The sequence below is a fragment of the Pseudomonas sp. BN414 genome, assembly GCF_029871275.1.
GTDB classification, from domain to species: domain Bacteria; phylum Pseudomonadota; class Gammaproteobacteria; order Pseudomonadales; family Pseudomonadaceae; genus Metapseudomonas; species Metapseudomonas resinovorans_C.
This window is the reverse complement of the sequence record NZ_SSOL01000065.1, coordinates 131,029-145,831: the sequence shown is the minus strand read 5'-3', so window position 1 is coordinate 145,831 and position 14,803 is coordinate 131,029. Positions and strand designations below refer to the sequence as shown.

At 64.4% G+C, this 14,803-nt stretch carries 10 protein-coding genes; 5 read left to right on the top strand and 5 right to left on the bottom strand.

What is annotated here, in order from left to right:
* Nucleotides 1–33: 33 nt before the first annotated feature.
* Both E8E95_RS13725 and E8E95_RS13720 read right to left on the bottom strand, forming a co-directional pair.
* Entirely contained in the window at nucleotides 34–1,017 is a 984-nt protein-coding gene (locus tag E8E95_RS13725; RefSeq protein ID WP_280350967.1) for a 2-hydroxyacid dehydrogenase, read from the bottom strand.
* Nucleotides 1,018–1,077: 60 nt separating this feature from the next.
* Nucleotides 1,078–3,834, bottom strand: coding sequence for an ATP-binding protein (locus E8E95_RS13720; protein WP_280350966.1), 2,757 nt, complete (start codon nucleotides 3,832–3,834; stop codon nucleotides 1,078–1,080).
* A gap of 115 nt (nucleotides 3,835–3,949) precedes the next feature.
* Between E8E95_RS13720 and E8E95_RS13715 the strand changes: the two genes are divergently transcribed.
* Complete coding sequence (locus tag E8E95_RS13715) at nucleotides 3,950–4,660, top strand: response regulator transcription factor (protein WP_280350965.1); 711 nt, start codon at nucleotides 3,950–3,952, stop codon at nucleotides 4,658–4,660.
* Nucleotides 4,660–6,009 (top strand): sensor histidine kinase, encoded by a 1,350-nt coding sequence (locus tag E8E95_RS13710; protein ID WP_280350964.1) that lies wholly within the window; start codon nucleotides 4,660–4,662, stop codon nucleotides 6,007–6,009. Before E8E95_RS13715 ends, E8E95_RS13710 begins: the two co-directional genes overlap by 1 nt.
* A 16-nt stretch (nucleotides 6,010–6,025) precedes the next feature.
* Here the strand turns inward: E8E95_RS13710 and E8E95_RS13705 are convergent, their stop codons facing one another.
* The 3 genes from E8E95_RS13705 to E8E95_RS13695 form a co-directional block, all read right to left on the bottom strand.
* Complete coding sequence (locus E8E95_RS13705) at nucleotides 6,026–8,233, bottom strand: TonB-dependent siderophore receptor (RefSeq protein WP_280350963.1); 2,208 nt, start codon at nucleotides 8,231–8,233, stop codon at nucleotides 6,026–6,028.
* 77 nt (nucleotides 8,234–8,310) lie between these two features.
* The gene (locus E8E95_RS13700; RefSeq protein ID WP_280350962.1) at nucleotides 8,311–9,111 is read right to left on the bottom strand and encodes a tetratricopeptide repeat protein; all 801 of its coding nucleotides are present in this window, start codon (nucleotides 9,109–9,111) and stop codon (nucleotides 8,311–8,313) included.
* Between the two features lie 2 nt (nucleotides 9,112–9,113).
* Nucleotides 9,114–9,794: a Fe2+-dependent dioxygenase gene (locus tag E8E95_RS13695; RefSeq protein ID WP_280350961.1), complete on the bottom strand. Its 681-nt coding sequence runs from the start codon at nucleotides 9,792–9,794 to the stop codon at nucleotides 9,114–9,116.
* 208 nt (nucleotides 9,795–10,002) lie between these two features.
* Here E8E95_RS13695 and E8E95_RS13690 point away from each other — a divergent pair, with 208 nt between their 5' ends.
* From E8E95_RS13690 to rlmD, 3 genes are all read left to right on the top strand, one after another.
* Nucleotides 10,003–12,336 carry a TonB-dependent siderophore receptor gene (locus E8E95_RS13690; RefSeq protein ID WP_280350960.1) on the top strand — a complete coding sequence of 778 codons (2,334 nt, stop codon included), beginning with the start codon at nucleotides 10,003–10,005 and terminating at the stop codon, nucleotides 12,334–12,336.
* A gap of 183 nt (nucleotides 12,337–12,519) precedes the next feature.
* Nucleotides 12,520–13,431, top strand: coding sequence for a cysteine synthase CysM (gene cysM, locus E8E95_RS13685; RefSeq protein ID WP_280350959.1), 912 nt, complete (start codon nucleotides 12,520–12,522; stop codon nucleotides 13,429–13,431).
* The gene (gene rlmD, locus E8E95_RS13680) at nucleotides 13,418–14,770 is read left to right on the top strand and encodes a 23S rRNA (uracil(1939)-C(5))-methyltransferase RlmD (protein WP_280350958.1); all 1,353 of its coding nucleotides are present in this window, start codon (nucleotides 13,418–13,420) and stop codon (nucleotides 14,768–14,770) included. The genes cysM and rlmD overlap by 14 nt, the downstream gene beginning before the upstream one ends.
* The last annotated feature ends 33 nt before the right edge of the window (nucleotides 14,771–14,803 follow it).

Here is a 14,803-nt window from a genome sequence, read left to right as displayed (position 1 = left end):
GTCCTCCGGAAGCGCCGCGCATGCTAACACGGCCTAGGCGTCCACCTGATTGCACGGTCGTCCGGCGGCCCAGGCGAGGATGTTGTCCAGGGTGGTGCGGGCGATGGCGGCCAAGGCTTCGCGGGTAAGGAAGGCCTGGTGGGCGGTGATGATCACGTTGGGGAAGGTGAGCAGCCGCGCCAGCACGTCGTCCTGCAAGGGCAGGTCGGAACGGTCCTCGAAGAACAGGTTGGCTTCTTCTTCATAGACATCCAGGCCCAGGTAGCCGAGCTGGCCGGATTTCAGCGCGTCGATCAGCGCCGGCGTATCCACCAGGGCACCGCGCCCGGTGTTGATCAGCATGGCGCCGGGTTTCATCTGCTCCAGACTGCGGGCGTTGACCAGATGCCGGGTAGCGTCGTTGAGCGGGCAATGCAGGCTGATGATGTCGCTCTCGGCCAGCAATTCCGGCAGTTCGACATAGACCGCCCCCATCGCTTCAACACTGGGATTGCGTTGCGGATCGAAGGCCAGCAGGCCGCAGCCGAAGCCGGCCATGATGCGCGCGAAGGTGGCGCCGATCTGGCCAGTGCCGACCACGCCAACGGTCTTGCCGACCAGGTCGAAACCGGTCAGGCCATGGAGGGTGAAGTCGCCTTCCCGGGTGCGGTTGTAGGCACGGTGCAGGCGGCGATTGAGCGCGAGGATCAGTGCAACAGCGTGCTCGGCCACCGCATGGGGCGAGTAGGCTGGCACCCGCACAACGGTCAGGCCAAGACGCTTGGCGGCAGCCAGGTCCACATGGTTGTAGCCGGCCGAGCGGAGAGCGATCAGCCGCGTGCCGCCGCTGGCCAGGCGCTCCAGCACGGGGGCGGACAAGTCGTCGTTGATGAAGGCGCAGACCACGTCGAAGCCATAGGCCAGCGCCGTGGTGTCGAGTGTCAGCCGCGTCTGCTGGAAGTGCAGCTCGAAGTTGGGACTGGCGCCGAGAAAGCTCTCACGGTCATAGGCCTGGCTGCTGAACAGAATGGTGCGCATGGGATCTCCTTGGTTGCCCAGCAGCATAGCTGGCGTCTGGCCACTGCACGTTGCTGTGGGTCAGGCCTCCATTCGCGCCACCTCGGCCAGGCGCGTGATGGCTGCGTCCAGTTCCTCCAGCGCTTGCGGGGCGCTGGGGTCGTTCTGTTTGAGCAGGGTTTCGCTGCGCTGGCAGGCGGCGCGTAGTTGCGGCACGCCACAGTAGCGAGTGGCACCGTGCAGACGGTGGACGCGTTCCAGCAAAGTGGTGCGGTCGCCGCTGCGAGCGGCAAGCTGGATGGCTTCGCGGTCGGCGTCGAGTGAGGCCAGCAACATGGACAGCATGTCCGCGGCCAGGTCCGCCTTGCCGGCGGCCAGGCGCAATCCTTCCTCCGGGTCCAGCACGTCCAGGCCATCATGGACCCGGCCTTCGCGACCTGGGCGCTGGATGGGCTGGCTACCGAGGCTGAGACCGGTCCACTTGAGCACCACCTGGGCCAGTTGGCGTTCGCCAATGGGCTTGGTCAGGTAGTCGTCCATGCCGCCCTGGAGCAGCGCGCGTTTTTCGTTGGCCAGGGCATGGGCGGTGAGGGCGACGATGGGCACCGGGTCGATGCGCTGGTCGCTTTCCCAGCGGCGGATCGCTTCGGTGGCCTGGGTGCCGTCCATGCCGGGCATCTGTACATCCATGAGGATCAGGTCGAAGCGCTCACGTTGCACGGCTTCGATGGCGTCGAAACCGCTGTCGACCGCACGTACGTCGGCGCCCATGTCCGTCAGCAGGGTCTGCACCAGCAGCAGGTTGGCGGGATTGTCGTCGACGCAGAGCAGGCGCGGCGCACGGCTGTTGTTCGGTTGCGGCGGCTCGACGCGCGTTTGGCGGGGGATGACCAGGCCGCTCAGGGCCTGTTGCAGCTTGAGTGTGCAGGTGGGCTTGGCCTGCAGCTGGCTATGGGCTTCGGGCAGGGCGCGGTGGTAGAGCGCCTGTTCGGTGGTGGGGCAGAGCACCAGACTTTTGCAGCCGAGCTGCTCGAGGTCCCACACCCGTTGGCTGAGTTGTTCCGGCGAAAGCGCCTGCACATCGGCGCCGATCACGGCGAGGCCGATCGGGCGCTTGCTCAGGCGGCGCGCGGCGACGTCGTCCACCAGGGTGCCGATGCTCGGATAGTCCAGCACTTCCAGGCCGCAATCTTCCAGTTGGTGATGCAGCGACTGGCGCGTCAGTTCCTGCGGTTCCAGGACGGCCACGCGACGCCCTTCCAGATGGGCTTGTACGCCGCTGTCCATCTCGTCCAGCGACTTGGGCAGGCTGAGGGTGATCCAGAATTCCGAGCCGACACCCGGTGTACTGCTGACGCCGATTTCGCCGCCCATCTGTTCGATCAGGCGTTTGGAAATCACCAGACCGAGACCGGTGCCGCCGGCCTGGCGCGAGAGGGAGTTGTCGGCCTGGGTGAAGGCCTGGAACAGGGCGCGCAAGTCGGTGTCGGTGAGGCCGATACCTGTGTCCTGCACGCTGATGCGCAATTGCGCCAGTTCGTCGTCGCTGTCGTCTTCGAGCATGGCGCGTACGGCAATGCTGCCTTCGCGGGTGAACTTGATGGCGTTGCTCACCAGGTTGGTCAGCACCTGCTTGAGGCGCATCGGATCGCCCATCAGGTGCAGCGGGGTATCCCGGTAGACCAGGCTGACCAGTTCCAGGTGCTTCTCGTGGGCGGCCGGGGCGAGGATGGTGAGCGTGTCCTGGATCAGGTCACGAAGGTTGAAGGGGATGTTCTCCAGGACCAGCTTGCCGGCCTCGATCTTCGAGAAATCGAGTACCTCGTTGATGATGCCCAACAGGCTGTCGGCGGATTTCTCGATGGTGGCCAGGTAGTCCTGCTGGCGCGAGGTGAGGTCGCTTTTCTTCAGCAGGTTGGTGAAGCCGAGGATGCCATTGAGCGGGGTGCGGATCTCGTGGCTCATGTTGGCAAGGAACTCGGACTTGATGCGGCTGGCCTCCAGGGCCTCCTTGCGTGCCAGGTCCAGCTCGATGTTCTGGATCTCGATGGTCTCGAGGTTCTGGCGGACGTCTTCGGTGGCCTGATCGATGTTGTGTTGCAACTCTTCCTGGGCGGTCTGCAGGGCTTCGGCCATGCGGTTGATGCCCGAGGCCAGTTCATCCAGTTCATGGCTGCCCAGGGGGGGTAGGCGGGTTTCCAGACGTCCTTCCTTGAGCTGCGCCACCCCTTGCTTGATGCGCCGCAGCGGATCGTTGATCGCGCGGCTCATGCGCAGCGCCAGCAGGGCGGTGACGCCGAGGCCCGTGGTAATCAGCAGCAGGCTGGCCAGCAGGCTGCGATAGCCCCGCAGCAAGGTGCCCTGGTGGGACATTTCCAGTTCGACCCAACCCAACAGGTTGTCGTTAGGCAGTGGCGTCTTGCCGCCGGAAAGCACCCGATGGCGTTCGAACACCGGTTGCAGGAAGCGCGTGGCCTCGGTGTTGCTCGTCAGCGAAAGGTTGTTGCCTTCTCCGTCCGGGCTCTCGTTGAGCATGCGCGGTCCGGCATGGGCGAGGCGCTTGTGGTTGGCGCCGATGAAGCTCACTGCGCGCACGTCGGCCTGGTCCAGCGCGTGGTCGGCGATGCGCTCCAGCAGCACGGCGTCTCCGCGAATCAGGGCGGGAGCGGCGAGGGGCGCCAGGTGTTCGGCGATCATCTGACCGCGTTGCAGCAGCTGGGCCTGCATGTCGGCCTGCTGCACCCAGGTGAAGTAGCCGCCCAGTACCAGTGCCAGCAGGCTGGTGGGCAGCAGCGTCAGCATGAGCACGCGGCCCTTGATACCCAGATCCTTGTACACGCCCATCCTCTCCCCATGCGCTTTCCGCGCAGTGTAGCGACCAATTGCATGGGAATCTTGCGGCAGTTTTGTCAGAATTCGCATTCGGCAATAGTTAGCATTTGCAGGTGATTCCATGTTGGCCACTCCTCGCACCCCCGCTCGCATCCTTGCCATCGAGGACGATCCGCTGCTGGCGGCCCATCTGCACGACCATCTGCAGGGCCGCGGTTTCGACGTCACCCTCCGCCAGGATGGCGAGGAAGGCCTGGGCCATGCGCGCGATGAAGACTTCGACCTGATTCTCATGGACATCCTGCTGCCCGGCCGCAATGGCCTGGAGGTGCTGGCCAACCTGCGCCGCGAGCGCAAGGTGCCGGTGATCCTGATGTCCGCCCTCGGCGCCGAGCAGGACCGCATCGCCGGATTCAGCCAGGGTGCCGACGACTACTTGCCCAAGCCGTTCAGCATGGGGGAGATGGAAGTGCGCATCGAGGCCGTTCTGCGGCGGGTGGCCTATGAACGCGGTGAACCGGAGACCCCGGGCGAAGGCCTGGAGCTGAATTTCGACGAAGGCCGCGCGGATGTTGCCTATGCGGGGCAATGGGCCGAACTCACACCGACCGAATACCGTCTGCTGGTGACATTCTCGCGGCATATGGAGGAGGCACTGAGCAAGGCCTTCCTTTATCAGCACGTGCTGCACCGGGCCTACTCGCAGCATGACCGCAGCCTGGACATGCACGTCAGCCACATTCGCCGCAAGCTGCAGCGTCTGAGCTACACCGGTAGTCGCCTGGAAACCATCTGGGGCAAGGGCTACGTGATGACCAGCAGGGAAAAATGATGCCGGGGCGCAACTCGCTGTTCTGGAAGCTGGCGATCCTGCTGGCCGGTTTCTGCTTGGCGATGATCGCCCTGACCCTTTCCTGGGGGCAGCGCATCGGCGAGCAGACTTCCTATCTCTCGGATGAGGCGAAGACCGTCCTGAGCGGTTACGCGGATCGTGCCGAGTCGGCTTGGCGCCAGGGCGGAGCGAGCGCGGTCGATGCCGTGCAGGCTGAACTGGAGGCTGCCGAGGGCGGCTGGGTGCTGGTGCTGGACCCGCACCTGTTCCCCCTGGGTACCCGTGTGATGACCGCTGACCAGCGCGAGCACCTGAGCTTCATGCGCCAGCTGCACTGGGGCATGGGCCGACAAACGTCGCAGCCGCGTATCCTCAGCATTCCCTTCAAGGGCGGTGACGGCCAGCTGGTGATGCAGTTGCCGCAACGATTCAGTCCCTGGGGACCGCGGCCGCTGCTGTATTTCCTCGCCTACCGGGTGGCACCGGTCATCCTCGCGCTGGCGCTCTGCGTCGTTCTCTTCCGCCTGCTGATCGCACCCTTGGCGCGCTTGCGCGAGCAGGCCAACGCGCTCAGTGCCGATGACCTCAGCGCCCGCCTCGGGGCACCGCTGGCCGACCGTCGCGACGAGTTGGGCGAGCTGGCGCGCGCGTTCGACCACATGGCCGGGCGCCTGCAAGGCACGGTGACGTATCAGCGGCGCCTGCTCAGCGATCTGTCCCACGAGTTGCGTACACCGTTGAGCCGGCTGCGAGCGGCCAGTGAGCGGGAGGAGAGCCTGGACAGCCTTCGGCAGCGGCTGGAGCGGGAAGTCGGCGTGATGCAGCAACTGGTGGAGAACACACTGGAGCTGGCCTGGCTGGATTCGGAACGACCGCGATTCGCCCAGGAGGCGGTGCACCTGCGTCCGCTATGGGACGTACTGTCCGAAGATGCCAGCTTCGAGACGGGCTGGCCGAAGGAGCGCCTGCATTTCGAACTGGACGAGGATTGCACCGTCAGGGCCAACCTCAATGACCTGGCAAAGGCGCTGGAGAACATGCTGCGCAATGCCATCCGCCACTCGCCGGAAACGGGCCGGATCACTTTGTCCGGCCAGCGCGAAGGCGATTTCTGGTGCCTGAACCTGCGCGATGAAGGCCCTGGCGTACCCGAAGAACAGCTGGAACTGATGTTCGAACCCTTCGCCCGGCTCAATCAGGCGCGTCCGGGAGACGGCGGTTTCGGCCTGGGCCTGAGCATCGCCCGCAGCGCGATCGTCCTGCAGGGTGGGGCGGTCTGGGCGCGCAACCTCGATCCCGGCCTGGGCATGTACCTTCGTCTGCCGGCCTGGCAGGGCAGCCCGGGCTGAGCTGCCCTGCCACAGGTCAGAACCTGAAGTTGGCGGTCAATTCGGCCGAACGGCCCGGTGCGACGTTGGCGAACACGCCGACGTGGGAGGCATCGTAGATGGTCTCGTCCGCCAGGTTGAGGATGTTCAGCTGCAGGTCCAGGTTGCGGTTGACCTTGTAGCCGAGCATCGCGTCGTAGCGCCAGTAGGACTCCAGCTTGCGCGTGTTGGCGTCGTCCAGGTAGCGCTCGTCCATGTAGTTCGCGCCACCACCGATGGTCCACTTGTCGTCCAGCGCATAGGTGGTCCACAGGCTGAAGCTTTCCGGGGCGATGAACTTCATCTGGTTGCCGGCGTAGTCCACGCCACCGCTTCGGTACTTGCGGGTGGTCGGGTCGAGGTAGGTGTAGCCGGCCCAGATCTGCCAGGCATCGCTGATGCGACCGGTTGCGCCCAGCTCGAATCCGTCCACGCGGCTGTCGCCGGAGAGGGTGACATCACCGGTGACCGGGTCCTGGGAGCGGCCATCGGTTTTCTCGATGCGGAACAGTGCCGCGGTCAGCGAGAGCTGTTCGTTGAGCACGTCCCACTTGGTGCCCAGTTCCAGGCTGCGGTTCTTCTCCGGGTCGAGGTTGTTGACGGCTGCCCCGCCGGCGGCACCATCCGCGCCACCGGCCTGACCGACAGTTTCTCCGGCCGGGTTGGAGCTGGTCGCGTAGGTCAGATAGATGCTGCCGTTGGGCAAGGGCTTGAACACCAGGCCAACCTGGTAATTCAACAATTCGCTGGAGTTGGAGGCGCTGCCGTTGGTGACGTAGTAATCGTCGTAGCGCAGGCCCAGGTTCAAGTCCCACTGCTCGTGCAGTTTCAGCGTGTCGAACACATAGGCCGCACGCACGTCCTGCTTGGTTTCGCTGACCGAACCCGTCCCACGGGTCACCGGCGGGAACGGATCGTGGGGATTGGGGCTTTCCAGGTCAGCGTTGGAGCCGGCACGGACGCTGTAGCGATCCTTCTGGTCGATGGTCTCGCGGCTGAATTCCAGGCCGGCGGAATAGCTGTGCTGCAGGCCGCCGGTGAAGAACTCGCCGAAGATGTCGGTCTGGTTGACCAGGGTCTTGGTCACGCTGTTGCGCGCACGGCCATCACGGATCACCTCACCATTGAGCTCGCGGTTGATCGCGGCATTCAGTTGCGCGGGGGTATTGGTGTTGCCAAAGCTTGGCCGGGTCATCACGTAGTCGAGCAGGGTGCGACCGCCGCGCGTGGTGTTGCGCAGGGACAGGGCTTCGCTGAAATCGTGTTCCAGGACGATGCTGGCGATGTCCGCGCTGGTTTTGCTGAAGTCGCGGTCCACCAGTCCATAGAAGTTGTCGCGATCCACCTTCACCGGTTTGCCGGTGATGTTGGACACTGGGTGCCCCAGGTCCGACATGTCGTCGGTTTCCAGGTGGTAATAGCTGAAGGTGGCGCGCGTCGGGGTGTGCAGGCCGAAGGTCACGGTCGGCGCAATGCCCCAGCGCTTCACGTCCACATCTTCGCGGCCGGGCGTGTCGGCTTCGTGCTTCATGGCATTGAGCCGGAAGGCCATGCCTTGCTCGGCGACGAATCGGTTGACGTCCAGGGTCGTGCGCCACAGCTGGTCAGTGCCCAAGGTCAGGCTGCCGGCGGTGAAGTCCTCGGTCTGGGCGACCTTGCTCACCAGGTTGATGCTGCCGCCCGTGGCGCCCCTGCCGGTGTAGGCGGAGCCCGGCCCCTTGATGATTTCCACGCGCTCCAGGTTGAAGGCTTCGTGGGCATTGCGGCCGACGTCGCGAACGCCGTCGATCATGATGTCGGTGGACGCTTCGTAGCCGCGGATGAAGGGGCGATCGCCCACCGGAGTGCCGCCTTCGCCAGCACCGAGGGTGATGCCCGGTGTCGTGCGCAGTACGTCCTTGAGCGAGCTGGCACCGCGTTCCTTGATCAGGTCTTCGGTAATCACCGTCACGGACTTGGGCGTGTCACGCAGTGGCGCGGTGAACTTGGGTGAGGAGGCCTGATCGACCTTGTAGCCTTCGACATGGGTCGAACGGACGTCCGTGCTGCCCAGTTCGATGGCGGAAGGTGCAGCCGGAGGTTGTTCGTCCTGGCGGTTTTCCGCAGCGAGGCTGACGGTTGCGCAGGACGCAAGGGCGAGGCCGACCGCGGAGCTGGAAAGGTTTGCCGAAGGCTGAGGCGCGCCCGTGGATGTGTAGGTGCTCATCTGAGTTCTCCCCATGTGAATGAATCGGGGGAAGCTAGATGAGAGTTTTTCGCAAAAGAAACTGTTTTACGTTTGGTTTACGGGTGCGCTGTTAACAGATATTTCTGTAGCGCCTCGCCGTCGCTGTCATCGCCCAGTTCGGCAGCGCGCTGGTGATAGGACAGGGCCAGCGCCTGGATGCGGGGTTCTGGTGCTTCCGTCAGGCTGGCGCGACTGGCGCGCAGGAAGTTGAGATTGCCTTCTGCCAAGGCGCGCTCCATCCAGACGAGGGCTTCATCCACCTCACCTAGGGCAGCCAGCACCGCGGCGAGGCTGAACTGGCCCCGGAAGTCGCCCGCCTCGGCGGAGCGGCGATACCAGTCGAAGGCAACCTCGGGAGCGGGCTCCACAGCGATGCCTTCCTCGTAATAGCGACCCACGAGGTTCATTGACTTGGCGTGGCCCAGTTGCGCCGCGCGCAGATAGAGCGCCAGTGCCTGGCGCTGGTCGCGCTGGACACCGCGTCCGGTGGCCAGCAGGCCCGCGTAGTTGTACATCCCCCAGTCGAGTCCTGCGGCGGCAGCCGTGCGAAATTGGCTGGCGGCACCCGGCAGGTCGATCGAGCCACCCCAGCCCTGTTCCAGGCAGCGCCCGAGCATGTTCCGGGCCATGGCGTCGCCGCGCTCGGCGGCGATCTGGAACCAGGTGCGCGCCAGCGCGGCGTCCTGCTCGATACCCTGGCCGTCCAGGAGAATCTGGCCGAGCAGCGTTTGTGCTTCGGTCATGCCATCCCGCGCGGCGCCCAGGATGGTGCGGGCGGCCTGGCGCGGGTCGCTGGCCAGACGTTGGCGTAGTTCTTCGCTGCTGAGGGTTTCGGTGCGGGTCAGGGTGAAGCTCATGCCTAGACCTCGACCCAACGGCGCAGGAGGTTGTGGTAGTTGCCGGTGAGCTGGACCAGCGCGGGGTGGTCCGGCACGTCGCGCGCAAGGCTCTGGATGGCCTGGTCCATTTCGAACAGCAAGGTCCGCTGGCTGTCCTCGCGGATCATGCTCTGAATCCAGAAGAACGAGGCGATGCGCTCCCCACGGGTGACCGGCTCCACCTGGTGCAGGCTGCTGGCGGGGTAGATCACCAGGTCGCCGGCGGCCAGTTTCACGCGGTGGGCGCCGTAGGTGTCCTGGATCACCAGGTCACCGCCGTCGTAGGCGTCCGGCTCGCTGAAGAACAGCGTGGCGGAGACATCGGTGCGGACTTGTTCGGGGCTGCCCTTGATCGGGCGCACGGCGTTGTCGATGTGGTAGCCGAAGGTGCCGCCGCCCCGGTAGCGATTGAACAGGGGCGGATAGACCTTGTTCGGCAGGACCGCCGATACGAACAAGGGGTGGTTCCACAGACGTTGCAGCATGGCGGTGCTGATTTCGCGCGCCAGCGGATCACCTTCGGCCAGCTGCTCATTCTGCTTGGCCTTGGCTGACTGGTACCCCGCCGTGGCCTTGCCGTCTGCCCAGTCTGCCTGCTCCAGGGCCTCGCGGATACGCGTTGCCTCTTCTGTCGTGAAGATGCCGGGAATGTGCAGGAGCATGGCGGTACACCGGGTGATCTGAGTGGGAGGCGAATAGTATTTATTTTCATTCAGCCTGTAAAACCGAGGCGCTGGAGGGCGATTTCGCGTTCGGTGGCGACTTTGTAAATGTTGTAAAAAAGACGCGAATGAGAATCTATGCCAATTGTTGCTGTTAATTATTTGAAATAAATTTCGCGGCCTCTGAAATCCCTGGGGAGGGAAAACGATGTCGCGTCATGCTGTGGAACCCACCATCTCGACTCAACGCCTGCTGGCGTCCGCCATTGGCGTGGCCATCGGCGCCATGTCCGCCGCGCCCGTACTGCAAGCGGCCGAGACGAAGAAGGAGAGCGACGGCGTCGTCTCCCTGGATGCCACGTCGGTGGTGGGTGAGAAGTCCGAGGACACCAGCTACCAGGTCGAGCGCGCCTCTTCCCAGAAGTACACTGCGCCGCTGGTGAACACGCCACGTTCGGTGACCGTGGTACCGCAGCAGGTCATCAAGGACACCGCCGCCGTTTCCCTGCAGGATGCCCTGCGCACCGTGCCGGGCATCACCATGGGCGCGGGGGAGGGTGGCAACCCCCAGGGCGACCGTCCGTTCATTCGTGGTTTCGACGCCCAGAGCGACACTTACCTCGACGGTGTGCGTGACACCGGCTCCCAGACTCGCGAGATCTTCGACATCGAGTCCATCGAAGTCAGCAAGGGCCCGAACTCCTCCTTCGGCGGCCGTGGTTCGGCCGGCGGCAGCATCAACCTGGTGACCAAGAAAGCGCGTCTCGGCGACTTCACCAACGGCGGCTTCACCTGGGGCTCCGACCAGACCCAGCGCTACACCGCCGACATCAACCGCCAGTTCCTCGACAACGCCGCATTCCGCCTCAACCTGATGAGCCACGAGAGCAATGTCGCTGGCCGTGACGAAGTGAACTACGACCGTTGGGGCGTGGCGCCGTCCCTGGCGTTCGGCCTGGGCACCGACACCCGTCTGAACCTCGACTTCTACCATATGGAAAGCAACGACCTGCCGGACTCGGGCGTTCCCTATGGCTACTCGGTGGGCACCACTCACACCGCCGCCAATCCGGACAAGCCGGTCGACGGCGGCGACAGCAGCAACTTCTACGGCCTGACCAACCGCGACTTCCGCAAGACCCGTGCGGACATCGCCACCATCAGCTTCGAGCATGATTTCAACGACGCCCTGACCATCAAGAACACCCTGCGTCACGGCAGCAGCATGCAGGACTACATCCTCACCCAGCCGGACGACAGTCAGGGCAACGTGCGCAATGGCACCGTCTGGCGTCGCGTCAACACCCGTGTGAGCAACACGACGACCACCACCAACCAGACCGATCTGTTCGGTGAGTTCCAACTGGCCGGCCTCAAGCACAGCTTCTCCACCGGCATCGAACTCACGCGCGAAGAAGGCGATCGTTCTTCTTACACGGTGAACACCGACACCACGCCGGCAACCGCAGCCGCCACCACCAACTGCACCCCGGCAACCATCGGCGCGCCGAGCGGCTACAACTGCACCTCGTTGGCCAACCCGAACCCGAACGATCCCTGGTCCGGCAGCATCGCGCGCAACTACGCCAGCACCGAGTCCACCGGCGATACCCGTGCCCTCTACGCCTTCGACACCATCGAGTTGGACCCGCAATGGCTGCTGAACCTGGGCCTGCGCTACGACAACTTCCAGACCGACTCCAAGACCAAGTCCGCCGAGGGCGCCACCACCTTCAAGACCTCGGATACCAGCGAGTTCGTCAACGGGCAGATCGGCCTGGTCTGGAAACCCACCGAGAACGGCAGCGTCTACGCGTCCTACGCCACTTCCGCGACTCCGCCCGGCACCATGCTCGGCGAGGGCCAGGAAGGTAACCCGCTGGACACTTCCGTCGGCACCCCGACCAGCATCGTCAGCGACCTGGAGCCGGAAGAAACCACCAACTACGAGCTAGGCACCAAGTGGGACCTGCTGGACCAGCGCCTGTCGCTGACCGCGGCGATCTTCCGAACCGAGAAGGACAACACCCGCGTCCTGGTCAGCAACTACACCTATGAGAACGCCGGCAAGACCCGCGTCGACGGTATCGAGCTGACCGCCAGCGGCAAGCTCACCGACAAGTGGCAGGTCTTCGCCGGTTACAGCTACCTCGACAGCGAAGTGGTCGATCCGGGCGCGGTAGGCAACCGCAGCGGCGTAGTGACCAGCAGCATCAACCCGGCCAAGGGCAACGAATTGCCCAATACGCCGAAGAACAGCTTCAGCCTGTGGACCACCTATGAAGTGCTGCCGGACCTGACCATCGGGGGCGGTGCCTTCTATGTAGACGACGTCTTCGGCGATACCAACAACACGCTGTACGTGCCGTCCTACTGGCGCTACGACGCCATGGCCAGCTACAAGCTGACGAAGAACGTCGACCTGCAGCTGAACGTGCAGAACCTCACCGACGAGGTCTACTACGACAAGGCCTATTCGGCCCACTTCGCCAACCAGGCGGCTGGCCGTACCGCGCTGCTCACCACCAGCGTGCACTTCTAAGAGAAGCAAGCAGAAGCCCCGGCCGGGAAACCCGCCGGGGCTTTCGCTTTTCGGGGAATGGGAAATGCCTTTCCGCTACATATATATAGCTGCACGCCATAAGCCGAAACGCACGCGCGATATGGAGTTGCACGGTTTGCCGCTATCATATGCACCCCCTGCGTCTGGATTGCGAAACCCGCCATGACCCTGCAGTACCCCACAATCGCCGATTGCATCGGCCACACTCCGCTGGTGCGTTTGCAGCGCCTGGCTGGCGAAACCAGCAATACCCTCCTGGTCAAGCTCGAAGGCAACAACCCCGCCGGTTCCGTCAAGGACCGTCCGGCGCTGTCGATGATCACTCGCGCGGAACTGCGCGGTGACATCCAGCCCGGCGATACCCTGATCGAGGCCACCTCCGGCAACACCGGTATCGCCCTCGCCATGGCTGCGGCCATCAAGGGCTACAAGATGATGCTGATCATGCCGGACAACATGAGCGCCGAACGCAAGGCCGCCATGACTGCCTACGGCGCCGAGCTGATCCTGGTAAGCCGCGAAGAGGGCATGGAAGGGGCTCGCGACCTCGCCGAAAGCCTGCAGCGCGGTGGCCGTGGCAAGGTACTGGACCAGTTCGCCAACGGCGATAACCCGGAAGCCCACTACGTCGGCACCGGTCCGGAAATCTGGCAGCAGACCCAGGGCACCATCACCCATTTCGTCAGCTCCATGGGCACCACCGGCACCATCATGGGCGTGTCGCGTTACCTCAAGGAGCAGAACCCGAATATCGAGATCGTCGGCCTGCAGCCACAGGAAGGTTCGGCCATCCCCGGCATCCGCCGCTGGCCGCAGGAATACCTGCCGAAGATCTACCAGGCCGACCGTGTCGATCGCGTGGTCGACATGGCCCAGATCGAAGCCGAAGAAACCATGCGCCGCCTGGCCCGCGAAGAAGGCATCTTCTGCGGCGTCTCCTCCGGCGGTGCGGTGGCCGCGATGCTGCGCCTGTCCCGCGAAGTCGAGAACGCCGTGATGGTGGCGATCATCTGCGACCGCGGAGATCGTTATCTGTCCACCGGCATCTACGAAGACCCCAATGTCCCGGCGTAACACCGGCCTGCGCTTCCAGCCCAGCGGCGGAGCGCGGAGCCAGCAAGTTCCGGTTGGCAAGAAGCAGCGTTTGGTCATCGAGCGCCTTTCCAACGACGGACGAGGCATCGCCTTCGTCGAGGGTCGTACCTGGTTCGTTTCTGGCGCGCTGCCGGAGGAAGAGGTGGAAGCCCGTGTGCTTGCCGCCCGCAGCCAGGTTGTGGAGGCTCGTGCAGAGCGCGTATTCAGCGCCAGCCCGATGCGCCTGGTGCCGCCTTGTGCCCATGCCGGCCAGTGCGGCGGTTGCACGCTGCAACACATGCCCCATGCCGAACAGCTCGCCCTGAAACAGCGCACGCTGGCTGAACAGCTGGCGCGTTTCGCCGACCTTCAGCCACAGGAATGGGTGGCCCCACTTGTGGGGACCGAATTCGGTTATCGGCGCCGCGCTCGCATCGCCGTGCGCTGGGACGCCAAGGCGCGTCAGCTGGAAGTCGGATTCCGCGCGGCTTCCAGCCAGGCGATAGTCGGAATCAAGGATTGCCAGGTGCTGGTACAGCCCTTGCCACCGTTGATGCGGGCATTGCCTGACCTGCTCCGACGCCTGGAGAAACCCCAGGCGATCGGGCATGTGGAGCTTTTCCATGGCACCGCATCGGCATTGCTGCTGCGTCATACCCAGCCGTTGGGCGAGGTCGACCTGCAGCGACTGCGTGAGTTTTGCGCGGCGCACCAGGCGCAGCTCTGGCTGCACGGTGAGGGCGAACCCCAGCCGGATCAGCCCGCTGCGCACCTGGGCTATCGCCTGGACCGTTGGAACCTGGAGCTTGAATATCGCCCCGGCGATTTCGTCCAGGTGAATGAAGGGGTCAACGAGGCAATGGTGGCGCAGGCGCTAGACTGGATGAAGCCGCAGCCGGGCGACCGGGTGCTGGATCTGTTCTGTGGGCTCGGCAACTTCGCCCTGCCGCTGGCGCGCCAGGTGCGCGAGGTGGTGGCGGTGGAAGGCGTGGAGGCCATGGTGCAACGGGCGCGCGGCAATGCCGCGGCCAATGGCCTGGAGAATGTGCACTTCTTCCAGGCCGACCTGTCGAACCCCCTGGCCGATGCGTCCTGGGCGCGGCAGGGTTTCGATGCCGTGCTGCTCGATCCGCCACGGGACGGTGCTTACGAAGCCGTTCGGCAGATCGCTGCAACCGGTGCGCAACGAGTGGTCTATGTATCCTGCAACCCGTCGACCCTGGCGCGTGACAGTGCCGAACTGGTCAAGCAGGGATACCAGCTGAAGAAGGCCGGGATTCTCGACATGTTTCCTCAAACGGCCCATGTCGAGGCCATGGCGTTATTCGAGGTGGGCTAGGAAGCCCGCGTAATCCGACCGGCACGACAGAGG

Bases quoted from the DNA above. Each gene is read 5' to 3' on its own strand.
- E8E95_RS13695 (WP_280350961.1), bottom strand. From the start codon at position 9,794: ATGCTCCTGCACATTCCCGGCATCTTCACGACAGAAGAGGCAACGCGT.
- E8E95_RS13725 (WP_280350967.1), bottom strand. From the start codon at position 1,017: ATGCGCACCATTCTGTTCAGCAGCCAGGCCTATGACCGTGAGAGCTTT.
- E8E95_RS13700 (WP_280350962.1), bottom strand. From the start codon at position 9,111: ATGAGCTTCACCCTGACCCGCACCGAAACCCTCAGCAGCGAAGAACTA.
- E8E95_RS13715 (WP_280350965.1), top strand. From the start codon at position 3,950: ATGTTGGCCACTCCTCGCACCCCCGCTCGCATCCTTGCCATCGAGGAC.
- cysM (WP_280350959.1), top strand. From the start codon at position 12,520: ATGACCCTGCAGTACCCCACAATCGCCGATTGCATCGGCCACACTCCG.
- rlmD (WP_280350958.1), top strand. From the start codon at position 13,418: ATGTCCCGGCGTAACACCGGCCTGCGCTTCCAGCCCAGCGGCGGAGCG.
- E8E95_RS13705 (WP_280350963.1), bottom strand. From the start codon at position 8,233: ATGAGCACCTACACATCCACGGGCGCGCCTCAGCCTTCGGCAAACCTT.
- E8E95_RS13690 (WP_280350960.1), top strand. From the start codon at position 10,003: ATGTCGCGTCATGCTGTGGAACCCACCATCTCGACTCAACGCCTGCTG.
- E8E95_RS13710 (WP_280350964.1), top strand. From the start codon at position 4,660: ATGCCGGGGCGCAACTCGCTGTTCTGGAAGCTGGCGATCCTGCTGGCC.